The 20,306-nt window shown below is 74.6% G+C and carries 27 protein-coding genes; 14 read left to right on the plus strand and 13 right to left on the minus strand.

Features of this window, described 5'->3' with window-relative positions:
- Nucleotides 1-59 precede the first annotated feature (59 nt).
- Together KDL28_RS21425 and KDL28_RS21430 are read right to left on the minus strand one after the other, a co-directional pair.
- Nucleotides 60-431 carry a hypothetical protein gene (locus tag KDL28_RS21425; RefSeq protein ID WP_252441233.1) on the minus strand — a complete coding sequence of 124 codons (372 nt, stop codon included), beginning with the start codon at nucleotides 429-431 and terminating at the stop codon, nucleotides 60-62.
- A 31-nt stretch (nucleotides 432-462) separates the two neighbouring features.
- Nucleotides 463-744, minus strand: a complete 282-nt coding sequence (locus KDL28_RS21430; protein ID WP_252441234.1) for a hypothetical protein — start codon at nucleotides 742-744, stop codon at nucleotides 463-465.
- Nucleotides 745-937: 193 nt separating this feature from the next.
- On the opposite strand from KDL28_RS21430, the gene KDL28_RS21435 reads away from it, so the two are divergent.
- The 6 genes from KDL28_RS21435 to KDL28_RS21460 all read left to right on the plus strand — a co-directional run bounded on the left by KDL28_RS21435 (nucleotide 938) and on the right by KDL28_RS21460 (nucleotide 5,502).
- Nucleotides 938-1,150, plus strand: coding sequence for a helix-turn-helix domain-containing protein (locus tag KDL28_RS21435; protein WP_252441235.1), 213 nt, complete (start codon nucleotides 938-940; stop codon nucleotides 1,148-1,150).
- A gap of 180 nt (nucleotides 1,151-1,330) precedes the next feature.
- The gene (locus tag KDL28_RS21440) at nucleotides 1,331-1,492 is read left to right on the plus strand and encodes a hypothetical protein (RefSeq protein ID WP_252441236.1); all 162 of its coding nucleotides are present in this window, start codon (nucleotides 1,331-1,333) and stop codon (nucleotides 1,490-1,492) included.
- 123 nt (nucleotides 1,493-1,615) lie between these two features.
- Nucleotides 1,616-2,635, plus strand: coding sequence for an LLM class flavin-dependent oxidoreductase (locus KDL28_RS21445; RefSeq protein ID WP_252441237.1), 1,020 nt, complete (start codon nucleotides 1,616-1,618; stop codon nucleotides 2,633-2,635).
- Between the two features lie 186 nt (nucleotides 2,636-2,821).
- Nucleotides 2,822-4,144, plus strand: coding sequence for an MFS transporter (locus KDL28_RS21450; RefSeq protein ID WP_252441238.1), 1,323 nt, complete (start codon nucleotides 2,822-2,824; stop codon nucleotides 4,142-4,144).
- A gap of 112 nt (nucleotides 4,145-4,256) precedes the next feature.
- Nucleotides 4,257-5,045: a maleylpyruvate isomerase family mycothiol-dependent enzyme gene (locus tag KDL28_RS21455; protein ID WP_252441239.1), complete on the plus strand. Its 789-nt coding sequence runs from the start codon at nucleotides 4,257-4,259 to the stop codon at nucleotides 5,043-5,045.
- A 55-nt stretch (nucleotides 5,046-5,100) separates the two neighbouring features.
- Nucleotides 5,101-5,502, plus strand: coding sequence for a type II toxin-antitoxin system VapC family toxin (locus tag KDL28_RS21460; RefSeq protein ID WP_252441240.1), 402 nt, complete (start codon nucleotides 5,101-5,103; stop codon nucleotides 5,500-5,502).
- A gap of 39 nt (nucleotides 5,503-5,541) precedes the next feature.
- Here KDL28_RS21460 and KDL28_RS21465 read toward each other — a convergent pair whose 3' ends face one another.
- Nucleotides 5,542-6,288 (minus strand): AraC family transcriptional regulator, encoded by a 747-nt coding sequence (locus KDL28_RS21465; RefSeq protein WP_252441241.1) that lies wholly within the window; start codon nucleotides 6,286-6,288, stop codon nucleotides 5,542-5,544.
- A 53-nt stretch (nucleotides 6,289-6,341) separates the two neighbouring features.
- Between KDL28_RS21465 and KDL28_RS21470 the strand changes: the two genes are divergently transcribed.
- Nucleotides 6,342-7,514, plus strand: coding sequence for an MFS transporter (locus tag KDL28_RS21470; RefSeq protein WP_252441242.1), 1,173 nt, complete (start codon nucleotides 6,342-6,344; stop codon nucleotides 7,512-7,514).
- On the opposite strand, the gene KDL28_RS21475 is transcribed toward KDL28_RS21470, so the two are convergent.
- A complete protein-coding gene (locus KDL28_RS21475; protein WP_252441243.1) occupies nucleotides 7,502-8,737 on the minus strand; it encodes an RNA polymerase sigma factor in 1,236 nt (411 codons plus the stop codon). The two genes, KDL28_RS21470 and KDL28_RS21475, sit on opposite strands and share 13 nt — an antisense overlap.
- A complete protein-coding gene (locus KDL28_RS21480; protein ID WP_252441244.1) occupies nucleotides 8,737-9,093 on the minus strand; it encodes a YciI family protein in 357 nt (118 codons plus the stop codon). Before KDL28_RS21480 ends, KDL28_RS21475 begins: the two co-directional genes overlap by 1 nt.
- A 152-nt stretch (nucleotides 9,094-9,245) precedes the next feature.
- Here KDL28_RS21480 and KDL28_RS21485 point away from each other — a divergent pair, with 152 nt between their 5' ends.
- Genes KDL28_RS21485 through KDL28_RS21495 form a run of 3 tightly spaced genes read left to right on the plus strand, consistent with a single transcriptional unit; the run spans nucleotide 9,246 to nucleotide 11,445 of the window.
- Nucleotides 9,246-10,091: a metalloregulator ArsR/SmtB family transcription factor gene (locus KDL28_RS21485; RefSeq protein ID WP_252441245.1), complete on the plus strand. Its 846-nt coding sequence runs from the start codon at nucleotides 9,246-9,248 to the stop codon at nucleotides 10,089-10,091.
- On the plus strand, nucleotides 10,088-10,687 hold the full coding sequence (locus KDL28_RS21490; RefSeq protein ID WP_252441246.1) for a dihydrofolate reductase family protein: 600 nt from the start codon (nucleotides 10,088-10,090) through the stop codon (nucleotides 10,685-10,687). The genes KDL28_RS21485 and KDL28_RS21490 overlap by 4 nt, the downstream gene beginning before the upstream one ends.
- Nucleotides 10,688-10,734: 47 nt before the next feature.
- Nucleotides 10,735-11,445, plus strand: coding sequence for a helix-turn-helix domain-containing protein (locus KDL28_RS21495; protein WP_252441247.1), 711 nt, complete (start codon nucleotides 10,735-10,737; stop codon nucleotides 11,443-11,445).
- On the opposite strand, the gene KDL28_RS21500 is transcribed toward KDL28_RS21495, so the two are convergent.
- Both KDL28_RS21500 and KDL28_RS21505 read right to left on the minus strand, forming a co-directional pair.
- Entirely contained in the window at nucleotides 11,427-12,005 is a 579-nt protein-coding gene (locus KDL28_RS21500) for a dihydrofolate reductase family protein (protein WP_252441248.1), read from the minus strand. The genes KDL28_RS21495 and KDL28_RS21500 overlap by 19 nt on opposite strands.
- Before the next feature lie 144 nt (nucleotides 12,006-12,149).
- The gene (locus KDL28_RS21505) at nucleotides 12,150-12,644 is read right to left on the minus strand and encodes a MarR family winged helix-turn-helix transcriptional regulator (protein WP_252441249.1); all 495 of its coding nucleotides are present in this window, start codon (nucleotides 12,642-12,644) and stop codon (nucleotides 12,150-12,152) included.
- Nucleotides 12,645-12,712: 68 nt separating this feature from the next.
- Between KDL28_RS21505 and KDL28_RS21510 the strand changes: the two genes are divergently transcribed.
- Together KDL28_RS21510 and KDL28_RS21515 are read left to right on the plus strand one after the other, a co-directional pair.
- Entirely contained in the window at nucleotides 12,713-13,480 is a 768-nt protein-coding gene (locus tag KDL28_RS21510) for a TspO-related membrane protein (protein WP_252441250.1), read from the plus strand.
- A gap of 155 nt (nucleotides 13,481-13,635) precedes the next feature.
- On the plus strand, nucleotides 13,636-14,601 hold the full coding sequence (locus KDL28_RS21515; RefSeq protein ID WP_252441251.1) for a helix-turn-helix domain-containing protein: 966 nt from the start codon (nucleotides 13,636-13,638) through the stop codon (nucleotides 14,599-14,601).
- A 7-nt stretch (nucleotides 14,602-14,608) separates the two neighbouring features.
- On the opposite strand, the gene KDL28_RS21520 is transcribed toward KDL28_RS21515, so the two are convergent.
- From KDL28_RS21520 to KDL28_RS21535, 4 genes are all read right to left on the minus strand, one after another.
- Nucleotides 14,609-15,475: an alpha/beta hydrolase gene (locus KDL28_RS21520; RefSeq protein ID WP_252441252.1), complete on the minus strand. Its 867-nt coding sequence runs from the start codon at nucleotides 15,473-15,475 to the stop codon at nucleotides 14,609-14,611.
- Between the two features lie 26 nt (nucleotides 15,476-15,501).
- Nucleotides 15,502-16,329 carry an alpha/beta fold hydrolase gene (locus KDL28_RS21525; RefSeq protein ID WP_252441253.1) on the minus strand — a complete coding sequence of 276 codons (828 nt, stop codon included), beginning with the start codon at nucleotides 16,327-16,329 and terminating at the stop codon, nucleotides 15,502-15,504.
- Between the two features lie 507 nt (nucleotides 16,330-16,836).
- Entirely contained in the window at nucleotides 16,837-17,304 is a 468-nt protein-coding gene (locus KDL28_RS21530; RefSeq protein WP_252441254.1) for an HIT family protein, read from the minus strand.
- A 34-nt stretch (nucleotides 17,305-17,338) separates the two neighbouring features.
- Entirely contained in the window at nucleotides 17,339-18,169 is an 831-nt protein-coding gene (locus KDL28_RS21535; protein WP_252441255.1) for an SAM-dependent methyltransferase, read from the minus strand.
- A gap of 504 nt (nucleotides 18,170-18,673) precedes the next feature.
- Here KDL28_RS21535 and KDL28_RS42160 point away from each other — a divergent pair.
- On the plus strand, nucleotides 18,674-18,964 hold the full coding sequence (locus KDL28_RS42160) for a hypothetical protein (protein ID WP_372497037.1): 291 nt from the start codon (nucleotides 18,674-18,676) through the stop codon (nucleotides 18,962-18,964).
- Nucleotides 18,965-19,086: 122 nt separating this feature from the next.
- Here the strand turns inward: KDL28_RS42160 and KDL28_RS21545 are convergent, their stop codons facing one another.
- Both KDL28_RS21545 and KDL28_RS21550 read right to left on the minus strand, forming a co-directional pair.
- Entirely contained in the window at nucleotides 19,087-19,254 is a 168-nt protein-coding gene (locus KDL28_RS21545) for a hypothetical protein (protein ID WP_252441256.1), read from the minus strand.
- Between the two features lie 255 nt (nucleotides 19,255-19,509).
- The gene (locus KDL28_RS21550) at nucleotides 19,510-19,746 is read right to left on the minus strand and encodes a DUF8847 domain-containing protein (RefSeq protein WP_252441257.1); all 237 of its coding nucleotides are present in this window, start codon (nucleotides 19,744-19,746) and stop codon (nucleotides 19,510-19,512) included.
- 274 nt (nucleotides 19,747-20,020) lie between these two features.
- On the opposite strand from KDL28_RS21550, the gene KDL28_RS21555 reads away from it, so the two are divergent.
- A partial coding sequence (locus KDL28_RS21555; RefSeq protein WP_252441258.1) for a hypothetical protein occupies nucleotides 20,021-20,306 on the plus strand: 286 nt, incomplete at its 3' end.

Here is a 20,306-nt window from a genome sequence, read left to right on the forward strand (position 1 = left end):
TCAGTACGACAACCGGCGACCCGCGGGATCGACACCTCCGGCGCAGAACTTCGAGACGATCATTCACCCCAGTCGAGCTGGTGCTCCGGTGTGCCCACCGACCGCCCGTACGCGACGACGTCGGCGCGGGCGTCCGCATCGCCCTTGCGGTAGCGGAAGACGCGGCCAGCGAACACGACGACGTGCTCGGCCGCGGACTGGAAGTCGGCGTACCAGCCGTCGTCGGGCAGCAGGGCGGCGGCCAGCGCCTCCGCCAGCTCGTCGGTCCGCTCGTCCGGGGCCTCGAAGTCGAGGAAGGTCCAGACGTCGGGCTGGGTGGCGACCGTCGAGGCCGACACGTCGTGGCGCCCGAAGCGGGCGACCCGCACGTCGGGCACCGTCACGTCGACCCCCACCCGGAGGCTCTCCAGCAGGATCCGTCCACGCAGCATGCCCCGATGGTGGCGGCTCCCCCCGACAGCCTCAGGCCCTGCCCCGCTCCGGCCGCTCGGGTCCCTCCCCCCTCTCCAGCCACCCGATGCCCTCGGCGTTCTTGCGCATCTGCAGCCGGGCCTGGATGACCAGGGCCTCCGTGGCGACGGCGCGCAGGTTGCAGGGGTGGGTGAGGCGATCGGCCTGCGGTCCGGCGGGACAGCGCACGCAATGGCCGGTGCCGTCGTCCACGTGGGTCTCGATGATCCGGGTGGGGAGCGCCCCGCAGCGAGCCAGCTCCTCGGCGAAGCCGTGGTCGCGATCATCGGTCACCGGCGATCTCCTCATGGGTTGCGAACCTGACCGCGACGCCAGGTGCGACTGCGTAGCTCGATGCGCACTCTCTGCACGAGCTAGCAGGACCAGAAAACGGACAATTACCGACAGATACCGGTGACGCACGAAGAGCACCGTCAGATGCGACAGGAGTGCCACACCCCCGCCATGGGCGACATAGCGTGATCATGTGTCGTCAGCCCGGAAGCGCCTGCTCACCACCGGTGAGCTGGCGAAGGCGCTGTCCCTGAGCGACCGGACCCTTCAGCGCTACCGGAAGGAAGGCTGGATCAAGCCGGCGCTCGTGACACCGACCGGCCACGCCCGCTGGGATGAGGACGAGGTCCGCGAACAGATGGCCGAGATGTACCGCCGGAGCCGTGAGCAGGACCCGGAGTCCTGACCGTGATCGCGTGATCGTGATCGCGTGACCGAGAACCGCGGGCTTATCACCGGTGAGCGGGCGGGCGCGCTGGGTCGAGGAGGACGTCCGCGAGCAGATGCGGCAGTACCGCGAGCCAGCGCCGGCGACCGGCAGACGTCCGGTGGGTTTGGACGCGTCGATCCGGAGCACTCCCCCGCCATGGGAGACCAGCGACGGGACCAGGACGACGAGGGCTTCATCGAGAGCACCGTGCGCGACGCCACCCTCACCGGCGCCGGGGACGACCCCGAGCCGCCGGACGAGCCGCAGGCCGCGGCGGCCATGCCGCGGCGCAACGACGATCCCGACGAGGACCAGTGACGGCCGGCGGTGGGCCGGCGCGCCTGCCGTGACGGCACGATGACCCCCGACCCGGCAGCCCGGTTGCGGGTGGGGCGGGGCGGGGCGAGGAATGCCGCTCGCGGCCGCCGAGTTGGTTGAGTCGTGAAGAAGATTGGCTTCCTGTCCTTCGGGCACTGGTCGGCGTCGCAGCACTCGCGGGTGCGGTCTGGGGCGGACGCCCTGCTGCAGTCGATCGAGCTGGCGGTGGCCGCCGAGGAGGCGGGCGCCGACGGCGCGTACTACCGCGTGCACCACTTCGCCCAGCAGCTCGCCTCCCCGTTCCCGCTGCTGGCCGCGGCCGCGGCCCGGACCAGCCGCATCGAGCTGGGCACCGCCGTGATCGACATGCGGTACGAGAACCCGCTCTACATGGCCGAGGACGCCGGGGCCGCCGACCTCATCTCCGGGGGCAGGCTGCAGCTGGGGATCAGCCGGGGATCGCCCGAGCAGGTGATCGACGGCTACCACTACTTCGGCCACGTGCCGCCGGAGGGCATGAGCGACGCGGACATGGCCCGCGAGCACACCAAGGTGTTCCTGGAGGTGCTCAAGGGCGAGGGCTTCGCCCAGCCGAACCCGCGTCCGATGTTCCCCAACCCGCCGGGCCTGCTGCGGGTCGAGCCGCACTCGCCGGGGCTGCGCGAGCGGATCTGGTGGGGCGCCGGGAACCGGGCGACCGCGGAGTGGACCGCCGAGCAGGGCATGAACCTGATGAGCTCGACCCTGCTCACCGAGGACACCGGCGTGCCGTTCCACCAGCTGCAGGCCGAGCAGATCCAGCGCTTCCGCGACGCCTGGGCGGCCGCCGGGCACGAGCGCGAGCCGCGCGTGTCGGTCAGCCGCAGCATCTTCCCCATCGTCAACGACCTGGACAAGCAGCTGTTCTGGCAGCAGCGCGGCAGCACCGACCAGGTCGGCTTCATCGACGGCGGCAACGCCCGGTTCGGCAAGACCTACGCCGGCGAGCCGGACAAGCTGGTGGCCGAGCTGGCCGAGGACGAGGCGATCGCCGCCGCGGACACGCTGCTGCTCACCGTGCCGAACCAGCTCGGCGTCGAGTACAACGCGCACGTCGTCGAGAGCGTGCTGACCCACCTCGCGCCGGAGCTGGGCTGGCGCTGAATGCGGTCGCCCGCCGGGGGCGGTGTCGGTAGCGTCCCCGGCATGTCCTCCGGTCTGTGGTCCCAGAAGGTGCGCGCCGCCCGCTGACGGCGGCGCCCCGTGACCTGATCCGCGCTCGCCGTCCCGGTCCCCGCCGGGCGGCCGCACCGTGCTGCCCGGTCCGACGTCGAGCCGCGGAGCGTCCCCGTGCCCCACTCCCCCGAAACCTCGAACCCCCGTTCCTCCGCGTCGCGGTGGCGCGCGCTGCGGCCCCTGCGCCACCGCGACTACCGGCTGCTGATCGGCGCGGTCGCGCTGTCGATCTGCGGCAGCGGCATGTGGACGATCGTGTTGACGTTCCAGGTGCTGGCCGTCGACGACAGCCCCACCGCGCTCTCCGCCGTCGCCGCGTGCCTGAGCGCGGGCCTGCTCGCCTTCGCGATCGTGGGCGGGATCGCCGCCGACCGGTGCCCGCGCCGCGCCGTGCTGATCATGGTCGAGCTGGCCAACACGGTCGCCACCGCGGCCGTCGCGGTGCTCGGGCTCAGCGGCGCGATCCAGCTGTGGCACCTGGCGGTCGCCTCGGCGGTGCTCGGCGCGGGCAGCGCCTTCTACTACCCCGCCTACACCGCGTTCCTGCCCCAGATCCTGCCGCCCGAGGAGCTCCTCGCCGCGAACGGGCTCGAGGGCGCCCTCCGCCCGACCATGCAGGCCGCCCTGGGCCCGGCCATCGCCGGCGTGATCGTCGGGGCGCTCTTCCCGGCCGCCGGCGCGGTCGTCGTCGCGGCCCTCTCGGCCTCGGCGCTGGTGCTGACGGTGCTGGTCAGGCCGGTCGAGGTACCCCGCCCGAGCGCTGCGGACGAGGCGCGGCCGGGTGTGCTCGCCGACCTCCGCGCCGGCGTCCTGTTCGTGCTCGGCACGCGGTGGCTGCTCTGGACGCTGCTCTTCGCCGCGCTGACGTCCTTGGTCATCATGGGCCCGATCGAGGTCCTGCTGCCGTTCGTCACCCGCGCCCGGTTCGACCGCGGCGCCGAGGCCTTCGGCCTGCTCCTGACCGCGTTCGGGGTCGGGGGCGCGCTCGGGTCGCTGGCCATGTCCTCACTGCGCCTGCCCCGCCGCTACCTGAGCGCGATGGTGCTGCTCTGGGGCGCCGGGACCCTGCCGCTGGCGCTCGTCGGCGTCACCGGGTCGTTCCCCGTCATGGTCGCCGCGCTGTTCGTGGTCGGCGCGACCAGCGGCGCCGGCCTGGTGATCTGGGGGACCCTGCTGCAGCGCCGGGTGCCCCCGGCGATGATGGGCCGGGTCGCGAGCCTGGACTTCTTCGTCTCGATCTCCCTCATGCCGCTGTCCATGGCGCTGGCCGGCCCGGTCGCGTCGGTGGTCCCGATCCCCGTCGTGTTCGTCGTCGCCGCAGCGCTGCCCCCGGTCGTCGCCGTGCTCGCGGTGTTCGCCGGCGCGATGCCCCGCGACGAGCTCGCCCACCCCCTCGACCAGCCGGCCGACGACTCCGACGCCGCGGCCGGGGCGTGACGCGGACGGCGCTCAGCCGGGCCGACCCCGCACCTCGCAGGCGAAGCCGGGACCGCCGGCTCCGACCGGGAACCACCTCGTGCGAAGGCCCCGGCTCTGGTGTCATCCACGGGTGGACGCACGCGGTGACCTCCGCCCGCTGATGGAACACGACCGCGCAGCCCTGCTCGACCTCCTGCGGGAGCTGCCACCCGCGGACTGGCGCCTGCCCACCGCCGCCGCGCCGTGGCTGGTGCGCGACGTCGTCGCGCACGTGCTCGCCGACGACCTGAGCCGCCTCGCCCGCGGTCGCGACGGCCACCACGGCAACGGTCCCCGGCCCGGCGAGCCGCTGGCCCGGTTCCTCGACCGCTTCAACGCGCAGTGGGTCGAGGCCGCGCAGCGGATCAGCCCAACGCTGCTGGTGGACCTGCTCGCCGCGGTGTCGCCGCAGGTCCTCGCGTTCTGGCGGGCGCAGGACCTGGACGCGCTCGGCGAGCCGGTCTCCTGGGCCGGCCCGGACCCGGCCCCGGTGCGGCTGGACTGCGCCCGCGACACCACCGAGTACTGGGTCCACCACCAGCAGATCCGGGAGGCGACCGGCCGCCCGGCCGACACCGGGCCGGCCACCGTCCGCGCCGTGCTCGACACCTTCCTGCACGCCGTCCCGTTCACCCTCCGGGACCAGCCGGGGACGGCGCTGCGCATCGAGACCGAGCTCGGAACCTGGTCCTGGGAGCGCCGCGGTGCGGGATGGGCGCGCGTCGCGTCGACGTCCGACGGCGCGGTCCTGCGCATCGACTCCGCGACGCTGTGGCGGTTGTGCGTGCGGATGGTCGAGCCCGACCAGGCCCGGGCACGATCGGTCGTCGACGGCGCGGCGGCGGACGCGGTCCTGCGGATCGTCTCGATCATCCGCTGACGCGCGGCCGCTCCCCGCCCACCAGCAGCACCGACGACCACGGAGGCGACAGCCCATGACCAGGTACGTGATCACCCCGGCGGTGGCCCTGCGGCTGGCCGCCGACGCGACCGGGGTCGCCGACGGGCACCGGTTGCTGGCGCCGACGCTGCTCCGCTCGCAGGTGCTGTCCCAGCTCTACCGCGAGGTCCGGGAGGGCGGGCTGACCAGGCAGGACGCCGACCGCAGGCTGGACGCCGTGCGCGGGCTGCGCCTGCGGCTGCTCGGCGACCGCGTCCTGCAGCGCGTCGCGTGGACCATCGCCGACGGGCTGGGCTGGCCCGACACCCTCGACGCCGAGTACCTCGCGCTCACCCGGCTGCAGGCCGACGCGCTCGTCACCCTCGACCCGCGGCTCGCCGCCGCGGCCGAGGGCGTGGTGCCGGTCGCGCCGTGGGAGGCGCTGGTCGCGGGCTGACGCCGGGAGCCGCGCTCGTACCGGTGCCCCGCGCCGGGTTCAGTCGCGGCGGACGTGGCTGCCCGGGGTGTGGCCGAACGCCCGGCGGAAGACGTCGATGAACGCGCTGGTGGAGGCCCAACCGCAGCGGTGCGCGACGGCGGTGACCGGGACGCCGTCGGCGAGCACCTGCAGCGCGGTGTAGAGCCGCAGCCGGGTCCGCCACTGCGGGAAGGTCATCCCCAGCTCCCGGCGGAACAGCCGGCTGAGCGTGCGCTCGGCCGCGCCGACCTCGCGGCCCAGCGCGGCCAGCGACCGGGGGTCGGCCGGGTCGGCGCGCAGCAGGTCGCACACCGCGCGCAGCCGCGGGTCGTGCGGGGCCGGCAGCTGCACCTCCTGCCGCGGCGCCACCCGGACCTGGTCGAACAGCACCGCCCGCAGCCGGTCCAGCTCCGGGCGCTCGTCGCCCGCGCCCCGCACGTACTCGATGATCAGCTCGCGGAGCAGCGGACCGACCGAGAGCACGGTGGGCCCGGCGAGCCCCAGCGGGTCCTCGGCGACCGGCAGCCCGACGAAGTGCAGCTCCAGGGCGCCGTGCGCGCGGTGCGCGTGGACGCAACCGGCCGGCACCCAGATCGCCCGCGTGCCCGGGGCGAACCAGGTGCCGGCGTCGGTGGTGACCGCCACGACGCCGGCGCCCGCGTAGACCAGGTGGTGGTCGTCGTGCCAGTGCGGGTCGATGCTCTCGCCCACCCGCAGCGTCCGGGTGCGGACGGGCGCGCGCGGGATGTGGCGGACTTCCGGCATCAATTGGCAGATTATCGGAAGTCGGCCGGCCGTTGGGCGCCGACGATCGACCGGTGTCGAGGAACCGGGAGCGCCGCGTCCCGCCGATCCCCCTGCTGTCGGCCGGGCACGCCTGCGTGGACGTCTACCAGGGCTCGGTCGCCGCGCTGGTGCCGTACTTCGTGGCCGAGCGCGCCTACGGCTACGCGGCGGTCTCGGGCGTCGTGCTGGCCGCGTCGCTGCTGTCGTCGGTGGCCCAGCCGCTGTTCGGCGCGCTCGCCGACCGCCGCTCCGTGCGCTGGTTGCTCCCGGCGAGCACGCTGGTCAGCGGGGTGGGGGTCGCGCTGTCCGGGCTGTGGCAGTCCTACGCGCTCACGCTGGCCGCGGTCGCGGTGTCCGGGATCGGCGTCGCGGCCTACCACCCGGAGTCGGCGCGGGTGGCCCGGGCGGCGAGCGGGGGCGGGCACAGCGCGATGGGCTGGTTCGCCCTGGGCGGCAACCTCGGGTTCGCCGCCGCCCCGCTGCTGGTGGCCGCGGTCATGGCCGGCGCCGGTCTGGGCGGGACGCCCTGGCTGGCCCTGCCCGCGCTGCTCGGCGCCTGCGCCTCGGCCGTCGCGCTGCGGACGATCGCGCACGACGCGCCACCGATCGCGCGCCCCCGGACCGGCCGGGACGACTGGCCGTCGTTCCGGCGGCTGACCGCCGCGGTGATCTGCCGGTCGATCGTCTTCGTCGGGCTGAGCACCTTCGTGGCGCTGCACGTGCGCCAGCGGACCGGCGGCGGCGACCTCGCCGGCACCGCCGCGCTGGCCGTGCTCTACCTCGGCGGCGCGATCGGCACGGTGGCCGGGGGGCGGCTCGCCGACCGGTACGGGCGGATCGCGGTCGTGCGCTGGTCGGCGCTGCTGACCGTGCTCGCCGTGACCGGCGTGGTCGTCGTGCCCGGCCCGACCGTCTACGCCTTCGTCGCGCTGGCCTCGGCCGGGCTGTACGTGCCGTTCTCGCTGCACGTGACGCTCGGCCAGGACTACCTGCCGAGCCGCGTCGGCACCGCAGGCGGGGTCACGCTCGGGCTCACGGCCGGCATCGGGGGCCTGGCCACCCCGCTGATCGGCGCCCTGGCCGACGCGACCACCCTGCAGGTCGCGTTGGCGCCGCTGGCCGTGCTGCCGGTCGTCGGGGTGCTGTTCCTGCGGGGGCTGCGCGAGCCCGAACCGATCCGACCGGTGCCGGCTCAGCGGCTCTGACGGCCCTCGGGCCGGGCGTCGGACCGGGCCGCGAGCTCGGTGCTCCGCCGCGCGAGGAAGCGCCGCTCCACCGGGTTCGCGGTGAGCCGCAGCGCCTCGTCGTAGACCGCGGCGGCCTCGGCCGGTCGGCCGAGCCGCGCGAGGACGTCGGCCCGGGCGGCCGGGAGGTACGGGTAGCCGGTGAGGGCGGGCGCCAGGTCGTCGATCTCGCGCAGCACCGCGGCCAGGTCGGCGCCGGGCAGCCGGCTGCGGGCGGCCGCCCGGTTGAGCGCGACGACCGGCGAGGGCCAGACCCGCATCAGGGCGTCGTAGGTGGTGACGACCTGCGCCCAGTCGGTCTCGGCCCAGGTCGGGGCCATCGCGTGCAACCCGGCGACACCGGCCTGCAGCGCGAAGCGCCCGCGCGGCCCGTGCCGCAGCGCCGACGTGGTGAGGGCGAGCCCCTGCCTGATCAGCGCGCGGTCCCAGCGGGACCGGTCCTGGTCGGCGAGCAGCACCAGGTCGCCGTCGGAGTCCGTGCGGGCCGCGCCGCGGGCCTCGGTGAGCAGGATGAGCCCGAGCAGCGCGCGCGGCTCGGGCTCGTCGGGTAGCAACCGGACGAGCACGCGGGCCAGACCCGCGGCGCGCCCGGTCAGATCGGTGTCGCGCAGGTCGGTCCGCGACCCGCGGTGCCCGGCCGTGTGCACGAGGTGCACCACGGTGAGGACGGCGTCCAGCCGGGCGGGTAGTTCGTCGTCGGGCGGGACGCGGAACGGTATCCGCGCCGCCGCGATCTTCTGCTTGGCCCGGGTGATCCGCCGGGCGATGCCCGCTTCCCCCGCCAGGAGGACGGCGGCGATCGCCGCGACGTCCACCCCGCACACCAGGCGGAGGGTGAGCGCGACCTGCGACTCGAGGGCCAGCGCGGGGTGGCAGCAGGTGAACACGAGCCGGAGCGGGTCGGTGGGCTCGGTCTCGTCCCCACCGCCCGCCGGCTCCACCAGCAGCGGGAGCTTGCGCCGCAGCGTCGCCTCCCGGCGCAGCCGGTCGAGGGCGATCCGGTGGGCGGTCGTCGTGAGCCAGCCCGCGGGGTTGTCCGGCACGCGGGCCGGCCAGGTCCGCAGTGCCCGCTCGACGGCCTCCTGCGCGCAGTCCTCGGCGAGGTCGAGGTCCCCGGTGAGTCGGGCTGTGGACGCGACCACCACGGGCCACGCCCCGCGGAAGATCTCCTCCATCGCGGCCATCAGGCGTCGTCGGGCATCTCCATGATCGGGCGCACCTCGATGTTCCCGGCGGGGCAGATCTTCGCGAGGCGCAGTGCCACGTCGAGGTCGGGGGCCTCGATGACGTAGAAGCCGCCGAGGGCCTCCTTGGTGTCGGCGAACGGCCCGTCGGTCACCAGCGCGCCGTCCCCGCCGCGGCGGACGGTGCTGGCGGTCGACGACGGCTCCAACGCCTCGCTGCCGAGGATGCTCGCTCCCGCCGCGCTGACCGCGGCCATGAACTCCTCGTGCAGCCGCATCTCGTCGAGGACCGCCTGCTCGTCGGCGGGGTCGAACCCGTCGTCGACGTCGTACATGAGGAACATGTAGCGGGCCATGGCGCAACCTCCGGGGTCGGTCTTCGTGGTCATCATCCTGACGAACGGGTCCGACCGGATCGGACACCGCCGCATCGAGTTCCTTCAACCGACTCGGCCGGGACCAAGTTATTCCTTGACAGGAATATGCTTGTACCCGAATACTATGGCCCGTGGACGTCCTCCTCCTCGCACTGGCCGACCCGGCCCGCTGGCGCCTCGTGCGCCTGCTGGCCGAGCGGCCCCGCTCGGTCGGCGTACTGGCCCAGCTCGCCGGGGCCCGCCAGCCGCAGACGACCAAGCACCTGCAGACCCTCGAGCGCGCGGGCGCGGTCACCTCCGAGCGCATCGGCCAGCGCCGCGTCTACGCGCTGCGGACCGCCGCCCTGCGGGACCTCGCCGCCGCGCTGAGCCTGCTCGCCGACACCGCCGAGCAGGTCGGCGGTCCGCAGGAGACCCACGAGCGCTACGGGCGCAGCCTCCGCGCGGAGCGGCTCGCCGCGGCGGCGCCGGGGTGGGCCGACGGGCGCTCGTTCCGGTTCGTCCGGTCGCTGCCGGCGGGCCCCGAGCGGGTCTGGCGCCACCTGACCGAGGCCGCCCTGCTCGCCCGCTGGTGGACCCCCGACGACCTCCGCGTCTCCGAACTGGTCTTCCAGGCCCGACCGGGCGGGCGGATCGTCCAGGAGTACCGCGACGTCGACGACGCCGACGGCTCCGACCCGGTCGTCGGGCGCGCTGAGGGCGTCGTCGACGACGTGCGCACCGGCGAGCGCCTCGCCTACCGGCTCTCCCCCCTGCTGCCCGACGGCGGCCCCGCCTTCACCGCCCACGTCGAGCTGGACCTGCGCCCCACCGGCACCGGCACCGAGATAGACGTCCACTGCCGGGTCGCCGACAGCGCCGTCGACTCCGCGGACGCCGTCGCCGGCATCGAGATCGGCTTCGGCCAGAGCCTGGACAACCTCGCGGCGGCGCTCGCCGCGGGTCCCGACACCACCGACACGAGGAGCACGACATGACCGAGCAGACCACCGGCCGCCGGGTCGTCACCAACATGAGCCTCTCGCTCGACGGCCGCTACGCCCGGACGGACGCCCTCGACATGGGCTGGGTGCTGCCCTACGCCGTCAGCGACGTCGCCCGCGACCACCTGACCGGTCTCTGGGAGCCGGCGACCACGGCCCTGCTCGGGCGGGTCAACGCCGAGGGGTTCCTCGGCTTCTGGCCCACCGTGATCGGCGCGCCGGGCGCCGACCCGCGCGACGAGGCCTTCGCCAAGTGGCTCGTCGACACCGACAAGGTCGTCCTCTCCTCCACCCTCCACGAGGCCCCCTGGGAGCGGACGACGGTCGTCGACGGGCCGGCCACCGAGGTGGTCGGGGGCCTGCGGGCGGCCGGGGGCGGCGACGTCCTCGTGCTCTCCAGCGCGAGCGTCATCAAGGCGCTGCTGGCCGCCGACGAGGTCGACCGGCTGGCCCTGATGATCTTCCCGATCTTCCTCGGCGACGGGCCGCGCCTCTTCGACGACGGCCTGCCCGCCGGGAAGTGGGCGCTGGTCGGCCAGTCCGCCGGCGAGCACGGCGAGCTGGCCCTCGTCTACGACCGGGTCCGCTGACACCACGGGCGTTGAACGGGCCGCGCCGGGGCCGCGACACTGTCCGCATGGGACTGCGGTTCAGCACGCGCCGCTCGGACTCCCCGTGGGTCGACCTCGTGTGGACCTGCACCAGCGAGGAGGTCAACGAGATGACCTCGGTGGCGGGGGCGCGGTGGGGGTTGGTCTTCTGGGAGTGCGGAGGGCGGCCGCACGCCGCGGTGAGCGGTCCCGGGACCGCGGCCGGGACCGCGCCGGTCCCGGAGGGGGCGACGTTCGTGGGCATCGAGTTCGCGATCGGCACCTCGCTGCGCGCCCTGCCGGGCTCCTCGCTCACCGACGGCGGTGTGGAGCTGCCGGACACGACGCGGGGATCCTTCCGGCTGGCCGGGTCGCGCTGGCCGACACCGGGCCGCGACGACGCCGAGGCCCTGGTCGAGCGCCTCGTCCGGGACGACGCGATCGTCCGCGACCCGGTGGTCGGCGAGGTGCTGCGGGGCCGCCGACCCGAGGTGTCGGACCGCACCCTCGAACGCAGGTTCCGGGCCATGACCGGCCTCACCCGGGGCGCGGTGCGCCAGATCGAGCGGGCGCGCGACGCGGCCGACCTGCTGGCCGTCGGGAAGGCGCCCACCGACGTCGTCGCCGCGCTGGGCTACTTCGACCAGCCGCACCTGGCGCGGGCGCTGCGGCGCTACGTCGGGCGCACGGCCACGCAGCTGCGCGAGGGCACCGGCGGCGCACTCGGGCTCGACCTGCCTCAGCCGACGACGTCGTAGATCAGCTTCACGATGCCGTTCGGGTAGCCCTGCGACTCGCGCAACCGCAGCATCTGCTTGTCGCGGTCGGCCGCGCTGAACAGGCTCTTGCCCGCCCCGAGCAGCACCGGGAACACCAGCAGGTGGTAGCGGTCGACCAGGCCGGCGTCCGAGAGCCTGCGGGCCAGCTCGGCGCTGCCGTGGATGAAGATCGCGCCGCCGTCGCCCCGCTTGAGCTCCGCGACGTCGGAGTCGGAGCGCAGGATCGTGGTCTCGCCCCAGCCCGGCACGATGGCGTCCTCGGAGATCGTCGAGGAGACCACGTACTTGGGCAGGTCCTTGTACGCCACGTGGTCGGGCGAGTCGGGCCAGGTCTGCGCGAAGGCCTCGTAGCTGCGCCTGCCGAACATCAACGCCGTGGTCTCGGCGAGCTCCTCGCCCTTGAGCGCGAACGCCTCGGGCAGGAAGTCGACGCCCTTGAACACCCACCCGCCGCTGCGGTGCTCCTCGCCCGGCCCACCGCCCGGGGAGTCCACGACGCCGTCCAGCGACGTGAAAGCGGTGTAGACGACCTCGCGCATTTTGCGGTTCCCCTCCTCGATCCGGCGACGCACTGCCGCCGACGTCCTCGACATGCGGACGCTATGCGGCGGGTGCCGGCCGGGTCTTGCACAGAACCGACAGCCGGCGGGCCCGTCGTCCCCGACCGGGGGTCCGGACGGGCATCACGGTCCTGGTCGCCCCCTGGGGCCAGGGCGCGCGCGGTGGCGCGCCGCGAGGGCGCCGAGGAAGGACGTGATCGCGCGCCGCTGGTCGTCGTCGTAGGCGCGGGCGAGGTCCTCGATGTCGGCCGCTCGCCGCTCCAGCTCCGCGAGCAGCCGCGCCCGCGTTCCGTCGGAGACGAGCAGGACGCGCCGTCGTCGGTCGTGGTCGTGGGGCAGGCGGACGACGTGGCCGGCCGCGGCGAGCCGGTCGACCAGGGCCGTGGCGGAGCCGGAGGACATGCCCAGCAGCCGCCCGAGCTCGACCGGGCCCAGCTCGCCGGGGCGCAGCAGGACGTGCTTCACCGCGAGGTAGTCGCCGGTGGTGGTCCCGAGCGCGGCGCTCAGCGCGACGTCCGCCTCCGCGATCGCCACGGCGAGGTCGTGCACGGCCCAGGCGAGCTGATCGGCGGTTGGTCCCGCGGAGCCGGGCGCGGGTGCCTTCGGTTGCCGAGCCACGCCCCGCACCCTACATTCGCTCGATATCAGCGCTGCTCTGATATCGAGCGATTGAGGGAGTCGAGCCCATGTCGACCGATCCCCGGGCGGACGCCGTCCGCGCCGCCACCGCCTTGGCGCTCGCCGTGGCGCAGCCGCTGTCGACGCGGCTGGCCCGGTGGACCGGGCGCGGGACGCCCGAGGTCGAGCAGGCGGCGGCCACGGAGGGCCCCGTCACGCCCGCGGGCGGAGCCTTCGTGATCTGGGCTCCCCTGTTCGCCGGGAGCCTCGCCCACGCGAGCGCCGAAGCCGGTCGGGTGCGGGCCGGCCTGCCTTCTGCTGGCGCCGCGGGCTGGTGGGCGAACGCGGCTCTGGCCGGGAACGTCGCGTGGAGCCTGAACTCCCAGTTCCGCCGGCTGGACGAGGTCAGCGTCGCGCTGATCCTCGGCTCGGCCGCCGCGGCGACCACGGCAGCGGCCCTCGCCGAACGCGGCCGCGCCGGCCCGGCGAGCACCGGCCTCGCCCGCTCCTTCGGCCCCCTCGCCGGATGGCTCTGCGTCGCGGGCGTCGCCAACGTCGAGACCACCCTCAACCTCCGCCGGGGACGCCCCCGCGACGCCGCCGCGGAGGAGCGCCGGGCGGTCCTGCTGGTCGCGACGGCCTCGGCCATCGGGAGCGCGGCCACCGTCGCCGTGCGCGGCAACCCGTTGTTCACCCTGGCCGCGGGCTGGGGCCTTGGCGGCATCGCGGTGAAGGCGCTGCGGCACCGGCGGACGCCCGTGGCGATCGCGGCCGGCCTCGCGGGCCTCGCGCTCGCGGCCGCCGGTGCTGGAGCGCGGGCGTCCGCCCTCCGCTGACGACCTGCCGGCGAGCAGGTGGGTCGGCACCGCGGGACGAGTGCTTCCCGGGCCGCGCGCTCGGCTCTACCATCGGTTCCCGGCGGCGGTGCGCCGTCCGGTGAGCCACGACGACGTGCTCGGACATCGCTCGGTCGCACGGGAGGAGCGCGGGCATGGCCGTCGTCCTGCAGGCCTCCGACCACCCGGCGGGAGACCGGGTCGACCTGATCCACGAGGTGATCGCCGGCAGCGGCGTGCGGCGGCGGTTGCAGCTGAAGGGGCCACCGGAGTCGGTGGACCTCACGGTGGAGGCCTGGACGGTGGGTCCCACGCAGGTCCTGCGCACCGTGGGCACGTCGATGACGCTGACCCGCACCGCCCGCGACGTGCGGGCGGACGCACCCGAGCTCATCGCGATCGCCCTGGCCGGCAGCGGGTGCGCGTACTCCGCCTGCGGCGCCGAGCAGGTGCTGGGGACGAACGGGCTGACCCTGATCGACTTCGCCACGCCGTACGCGTTCTCCCACGCCGGTCCGCGGATGCACGCGTTCACGACCCACATCTCCCACGCCGACCTCGGCCTGGGCGTCGACGTCGTGCGGGCCGCCGTCCCCCGGCTGGCGGCCAGCCCCCTGCTGACCCTGCTCCAGGGGCACCTGCTGCGGATGTCGGCGATGATGGACGAGGTCACCGCCAGCCCCGCCGTGGCGACGGACCTGGGTGCGGCGGTGGTCGACCTGACCCGGGCCGTGGTCGCCTCGGCGGCCGGCGGCCGTCGGGAGCGCGACGTCCTGCACGAGACGCTGCGCGCCCGCGTCGTCGCCCACATCCGGGCCCACCTCGACGAGCGCGACCTCACCCCCGCGCGGATCGCGGCGGCGCACCACATCTCGCTGCGCACCCTCTACAACGTGTGGGGCGACCGGGGCGAGACCCTGGCGGAGTGGATCGTCCGGGAGCGGCTGGAGCGCGTGCACCGCGACCTGGCCCGCATGCCGGCGCACTCCACGATCTTCGCCGTCGCCCGCAGGTGGGGGTTCGTCGACCAGGGGCACTTCACCCGGCGGTTCCGGGCGGCCTACGGCGTCGCGCCGCGGGAGTGGGTGCGCCGGTGCCGTTCGGCCACCGCCGGGGAGTGACGCCCGGTCAGACGGTCATCGGCTCGGCCGGCGCGACAGCGGGATCGACGACGGGCGGCGGGGTCGTCGCGTGGCGCACGGCCCAGGCGAGCACGAAGTCGGCGATCTCCTCCCAGCCCGGCGCGGCCGGCAGCAGGTGCGGCTTGCTGCCGAACTCGACCACCTCGGTGAGCGTGTTCCGGGCCTTGTAGTGCGCGGCGTTCGACCACTGCACCTTCGGCGGCATGATGTTGTCGCAGGTGCCGGCGACCAGCAGCAGCGGTGCCCGGTCCTCGTTGCGGTAGTCGACGTACGTCCCGCCGTGGCCGGGGGTGAGGTTGGCCAGCGCGCTCTCGAACAGGATGTGGCCCGACACCGGGATGGCGTATCGCTCGTAGAGCCGCCGCGCCTCGTCCTCGGGGAAGGTGTTGGTGAACGCGTAGTTCCAGTGCTCGAAGTCGTAGCGGACCGCCCGGTGCCGGTTGGCCGGGTTCTTCAGCACCGGGAACGTGGCCTTCACCTGCGACAGCGGCAGCACCGGGACGCCCTCGGTCGGCGCGGAGTTCAGGGCGACGCCCGCGGCGCCGAAGCCGTGGTCGAGCAGGATCTGGGTGAACGCCCCGCCCGCGGAGTGCCCGATGATGATCGGCGGGGACTCCAGCTCCCGCAGGACCGACTCGAAGTGCTCGATGATCCCGGCGACCGTGACGGCCGCGACGGGCGCGGGATCGGCGTTGAGGGACTCGACCTCGACCTCGAAGCCGGGGTACGCCGGGGCGATGACCCGGTAGCCCTTGGCCTCGTAGTGGGCGATCCACTGCTCCCAGGAGCGCGGGGTGACCCAGAAGCCGTGGACGAGGACGATCGTGTCGGGGGTCGGGCGGGCGTGCGTCATGGTGGGCCTCTCCGGTGCGGGCGTGGTCAGGCGGTCTGGAGGAACTCGAGCAGGTCGTGGGAGAGCTGTTCCTTGTGCGTGTCGGTGATGCCGTGCGGCGCGCCGGAGTAGGTGACGAGCCGGGCGCCCTCGACGAGCCGCGCCGATGCCTGGCCGCCGACGGCGAACGGGACGACCTGGTCGTCGTCGCCGTGGATGACCAGCGTCGGGACGTCGACCTTCCCGAGGTCGCCGCGGAAGTCGGTCTCGGAGAAGGCGGCGATGCACTCCAGGGCGTTGCGGTGGCCCGACTGCAGGCCCTGCAGCCAGAAGGCCTGCCGGACGCCCCGTGAGACCTCCGCGCCCGGGCGGTTGTTCCCGAAGAACGGTCCGTCGGCGAGGTCCTGGTAGGTCTGGGAGCGATCGGTCAGCGACCCGGCCCGGATGCCGTCGAAGACCTCGACGGGCACGCCGGCGGGGTTGTCCTCGCGCCGGACCATCAGCGGCGGCACCGCCGAGACCAGCACCAGCTGGGCGACCCGCCCGGTGCCGTGGTTGCCGATGTAGCGGGTGACCTCGCCGCCGCCGGTGGAGAAGCCGACCAGCGTCACGTCCCGCAGGTCCAGGGCCTCGAGCAGCGCCGCGAGGTCGGCGGCGTAGGTGTCCATGTCGTTGCCGTCCCAGGTCTGGGACGAGCGTCCGTGACCGCGCCGGTCGTGGGCGATGGCGCGGTAGCCGTTCGCGGCGAGGAACAGCTGCTGGGCCTCCCAGCTGTCGGCGTTGAGCGGCCAGCCGTGGCTGAGCAGGACGGGGCGGCCGGTCCCCCAGTCCTTGTAGTAGATCTGCGCGCCGTCGGCGGCGGTGATGAAGGGCATGGGTCGCCTTCTGTGAGCCCGGTCGATCGCGGTGCGGATCGACGAGGTCCAACGTCGCACCGAGCGGGGGCGCCGACTGTTCCCACCACGCACGGCTCTTGGCCGAGCGTGCAGGGCGGACCACAGCGGCCGTGAAGCGGCCTCGGGCCTACTCCCACCGCCGGGCGCCGACGGGCGGCGGCGGAGGAGAACGATGGACCGCAGCGCGCATCGGGCGCGGTCCGGCCGGCTGGACGTCGAACCGGCCGGTCCCGGCCACCTACCGTCGCACGCGGTGTGGGTCGCAGACCACGCAGAGCCGCCTCGACCCGCTCCCGCCGCGAAGCCCACCGCACCCCGACCGGCCTCGGGAGATCGTCGATGAACGCGCTGCCGGTCGCACTGGACTCGGCCTGGGGTTCCCACCGGGACCTCGACCAGCCGGGGCTGCGCGCGTTCTTAGCCCAGGCGCTCGGGTGGACTGGCTGTACTGCCCGTGAGGTCGGGGACGCGGTGGCATGCCCATCCTCATCGCATGGCCAGCAGCTCGGTCGCGATCGCCGCTCGCAGCGCGGAGTGCCGCGGCCCCAGCCGGGTGCTCGGATCCCGCCACTTCCCGGCGGGGTACAGCCAGACCGGCCGGCCGACGAGCTCGGCGTCCTCCCAGCCGTAGCGCGGCCAGACGTGCGCGTGCAGGTAGGGGTCGGCGTTGCCGAGGATCTCGAGGTTCACGCGGCGGAACGCCGGGTCCGACGCGCGACAGGCCCGCTCCACCGCCTCACCGAGGTCGGCCATGCTGTGCAGGAAGTCCGATCGCTCGGCGCGGGAGAGCTCCGACAGGCGCTCGACGCCCGGCTGGTCCGTCAGGAGCAGGCAGTACCCGGGCAGCCACTGCGGGTCCCCCATGACGGCGAACCCGCCGGGCATCCGGGCGAGGACGGTGGGGTTGTCGCCCCGCAACGCCGACGCGATGCGGTCGTCCCGCCAGTCGGCCACCGCTCGGACCGTACCGGGGGTGCAGTCCGGTGCGCTACGGCTTGCGGGCCACCCCGCCGTAGACGTCGAGCGGCTCCACCGACGTCCCGATCCGCGACACGTCCGGGTCGGGGTCGGGCCGCCACAGCGGGAGGGAGGTGAACCCGGGCGGCACCCACTCCAGGCCGTCGAACAGCGACTCGATCTCGTCGGGGGTGCGGAGGACGTAGGGCGTGGCGCCCGTCTCGTCGTAGCCGTCCTGCGCCTCCTGGAACGTCTCGGCGGACTCCGCCGCCGACCCGTCCTCGGCCACCAGGTAGCTACCGGACGGGACCGCGTCGAGCAGCACGCGCACCACCCGCCGGGCCTCCTCCAGCGACTGCACGTGCCCGAGCGAGCCCATGAGCATCACCGCGACGGGCCGGGTCAGGTCGAGCACCTTCGACGCCTTGTCCAGCAGCACCTCCGGGTTGTGCATGTCCTCGTGGACGTACTCCGTCGTGCCCGCCTCGTGGCCCGTGGGCACCATCAGCGCGCGGGCGTGCGCCAGCACGAGCGGGTCGTTGTCGACGTACACCACGCGGGAACCGGGTGCCACCCGCTGGGCCACCTCGTGGGTGTTGTCCGCGATGGGCAGGCCGGTGCCGACGTCGAGGAACTGCCGGATGCCCGCCTCGGCGGCCAGGTAGGTCACCGCGCGGCCCAGGAAGGCCCGTGACTCGCGGGCGATGGTGATGATCTGCGGGAAGACTGCGGCGTACTCGTCGCCCGCCTTCCGGTCCACCGCGAAGTTGTCCTTGCCGCCCAGCCAGTAGTTCCAGATGCGGGCCGAGTGCGGCGTCGTGGTGTCGAGATCCGCCACCGGGTCCTCGTCGGGCATGGTCATGGGTCTTCGCCGCCCTTCCTATGCAGGAAAGCCTCGAGGGTGAAGACCCTACGCCCGGCACTGACGCACGGTGACGAGGTCGCCACCGCGTGCGCCCGATCGGCTCACGCGAAGACGCCTCCATTGCTCGATCGGGCTACGCCGCAGGACGAGCAGGCCGTGCACGGTGCGCCGACGGACGGGATGGGTCGGGGGACATCAGCCGCGCTGGGGCGGTTCATGTCCCCGGACCGTCGCGGCGTGGATCGGAGGCACCGGCCGAGCACTGTCGATCTGGTGCCAGATGCGCCCGCGGGGCCCCGATAGCGTGACCGGTGGACGATCGCGCACTGCTGGGCGGGTTCCTGCGGCGCCGCCGGGAGGGCCTGTCGCCGACGGAGGCCGGGCTGCCCGCGCGGGCGCCGGGGCGCACACCGGGACTGCGTCGCGAGGAGGTGGCGGCACTGGCCACCGGTCGACCACCTACTACGAGCGCCTCGAACGGGGCCGCGGCCATCGGCGACCGTGCTGTCGGCGATCTCGGCGGCGCTGCGGCTGACCGGCGACGAGCGGGCCCACCTCTTCCGGCTGGCCGGGCACACGCCGCCGGACGGAGGCGGGGAGGGACGTCACCTCCGCCGCCAGGTGGCGCGCGGCTCCCATCCGATGGCGTCCCTCGCCCTGCTGACGTCGAATGCACCCGGCTCGCCGGCGATCGGACGGCGGACCTCCGACTGCGGGCAGAACCGGGCCAGCGACTGCTCGGTCGGGGTCTCGCTCGTCGTGTCATCGACCGCGATGACGAGCGCCTCGTAGGGACCGGTCCCGGGGCGCGGGCGGAGTGCGAGCAGGCATGTCCTCGCCGCGTCCTCGAGACCGACGTAGCCGAAGAGGTGGCGCACCTGGTCGGCCGCCGGCACCGAGGTGGCGACGCCGCGTCATCCCCGCCGCGCGTACATCTGCCCCGTGCGTTCCAGGAAGTCCTCGGTGAGCGCGTAGGGGTCGACGTACTGCAGCGGGCTGTCCTCGTCCACGGGCAGGTAGGGCTGGGCGGGGGGCTCCGGCGCCCAGGCGGGGCCGTAGATCGAGCCGCTCGAGGCGAGCACCGCCGTGCGCACACCGGCCCGCCGCGCCTCCTCCAGGGCGGTGAAGGTGGTGAGATCCGGACCGGTTCGACCGGCTCGATGTCCTCCGGGCTGGGGACGCCGGCGCAGTGGATGATCGCGTCGCAGTCGCGCAGGGACGCCGCGACCGCTCCCACGTCGAGCAGGTCGACCGCACGCCCGGCCGCGTCGGGAACGAGATCAGCAGGCACGTGGGGACGTCCCTCGAGCTCGAGCAGCCGGCGCGAGTGGCGGAGGTCAGCCGATCGGCCTCGGTCGCGAGCCGGCGAACGCGAACTCCCACGAGCCGTCTTCGAGCGGGCCCGCTGACACGAGGTAGACGTGCCTGCCACCGCCGTCGCGCCTGGCCAGGCGCTCATGTGGTCGACCATCGGCGTGTACGAGGTACTCGAAGCGCTGGACCCGGCCGTCCAGCGGGCCACCGCGGAAGCGCACGAGGGCACCCCGGGGGGTCTCCTCCACGGTCGACGACACGGGACGAGCGTGGCACACCGCGCGGTTCGGCCGCGATCGCCGGCCGCGACGCGGAACGTCGCGCTCCCGGGCGGATCCCCGGATCCCGCCATCGCCCGCCGCCCCGTGGTCACCGGGGCCGCGGTGGCCAAGCACGCGCTCGCCGCGATCGACGCCGGAGTCGGCGCACCGTGATCGAACGGTCGAGCTGCGCACTGCTGGCCACCCTCAGCACCGTGGAAGAGGGGGGCTCGCCCCATCGCCGCCTCCCCCGGCCGCCGCTACCGTCCGCCCGGTGACCTGCCCGCCACTGCGCGCCGGGTACGCGCTGCTGCTGACCTGGGCGAGCGCCGCCACCGGCCTGCTGCTCGTCGCGGACCTCGTCCTGGTGGTCGCGCCGCTGGTCCTGGCCGTGGTCCCGCAAGCCGCGCCGTTCGAGACCGACTGGTTCGGACCCCGTCCGCCGCTCGCGCAGCTGGGCCTCAGCGCCACGGCACTGCTGCTCCTGCCGGTGCTGGTCAGGAGTCGTGGGGGGGGGGGAGGGGGGGGGGGGGCCGACGCGACACAAACCCCACACGCCC

The organism is Pseudonocardia humida (assembly GCF_023898865.1).
Classification (GTDB): domain Bacteria; phylum Actinomycetota; class Actinomycetes; order Mycobacteriales; family Pseudonocardiaceae; genus Pseudonocardia; species Pseudonocardia humida.

Coding starts and splice junctions, on each gene's coding strand:
- KDL28_RS21425 (WP_252441233.1), bottom strand. CDS start 431: ATGCTGCGTGGACGGATCCTGCTGGAGAGCCTCCGGGTGGGGGTCGAC.
- KDL28_RS21440 (WP_252441236.1), top strand. CDS start 1,331: ATGGGAGACCAGCGACGGGACCAGGACGACGAGGGCTTCATCGAGAGC.
- KDL28_RS21460 (WP_252441240.1), top strand. CDS start 5,101: ATGACCAGGTACGTGATCACCCCGGCGGTGGCCCTGCGGCTGGCCGCC.
- KDL28_RS21465 (WP_252441241.1), bottom strand. CDS start 6,288: ATGCCGGAAGTCCGCCACATCCCGCGCGCGCCCGTCCGCACCCGGACG.
- KDL28_RS21475 (WP_252441243.1), bottom strand. CDS start 8,737: ATGGCCGCGATGGAGGAGATCTTCCGCGGGGCGTGGCCCGTGGTGGTC.
- KDL28_RS21480 (WP_252441244.1), bottom strand. CDS start 9,093: ATGGCCCGCTACATGTTCCTCATGTACGACGTCGACGACGGGTTCGAC.
- KDL28_RS21490 (WP_252441246.1), top strand. CDS start 10,088: ATGACCGAGCAGACCACCGGCCGCCGGGTCGTCACCAACATGAGCCTC.
- KDL28_RS21495 (WP_252441247.1), top strand. CDS start 10,735: ATGGGACTGCGGTTCAGCACGCGCCGCTCGGACTCCCCGTGGGTCGAC.
- KDL28_RS21500 (WP_252441248.1), bottom strand. CDS start 12,005: ATGCGCGAGGTCGTCTACACCGCTTTCACGTCGCTGGACGGCGTCGTG.
- KDL28_RS21510 (WP_252441250.1), top strand. CDS start 12,713: ATGTCGACCGATCCCCGGGCGGACGCCGTCCGCGCCGCCACCGCCTTG.
- KDL28_RS21515 (WP_252441251.1), top strand. CDS start 13,636: ATGGCCGTCGTCCTGCAGGCCTCCGACCACCCGGCGGGAGACCGGGTC.
- KDL28_RS21520 (WP_252441252.1), bottom strand. CDS start 15,475: ATGACGCACGCCCGCCCGACCCCCGACACGATCGTCCTCGTCCACGGC.
- KDL28_RS21525 (WP_252441253.1), bottom strand. CDS start 16,329: ATGCCCTTCATCACCGCCGCCGACGGCGCGCAGATCTACTACAAGGAC.
- KDL28_RS21535 (WP_252441255.1), bottom strand. CDS start 18,169: ATGACCATGCCCGACGAGGACCCGGTGGCGGATCTCGACACCACGACG.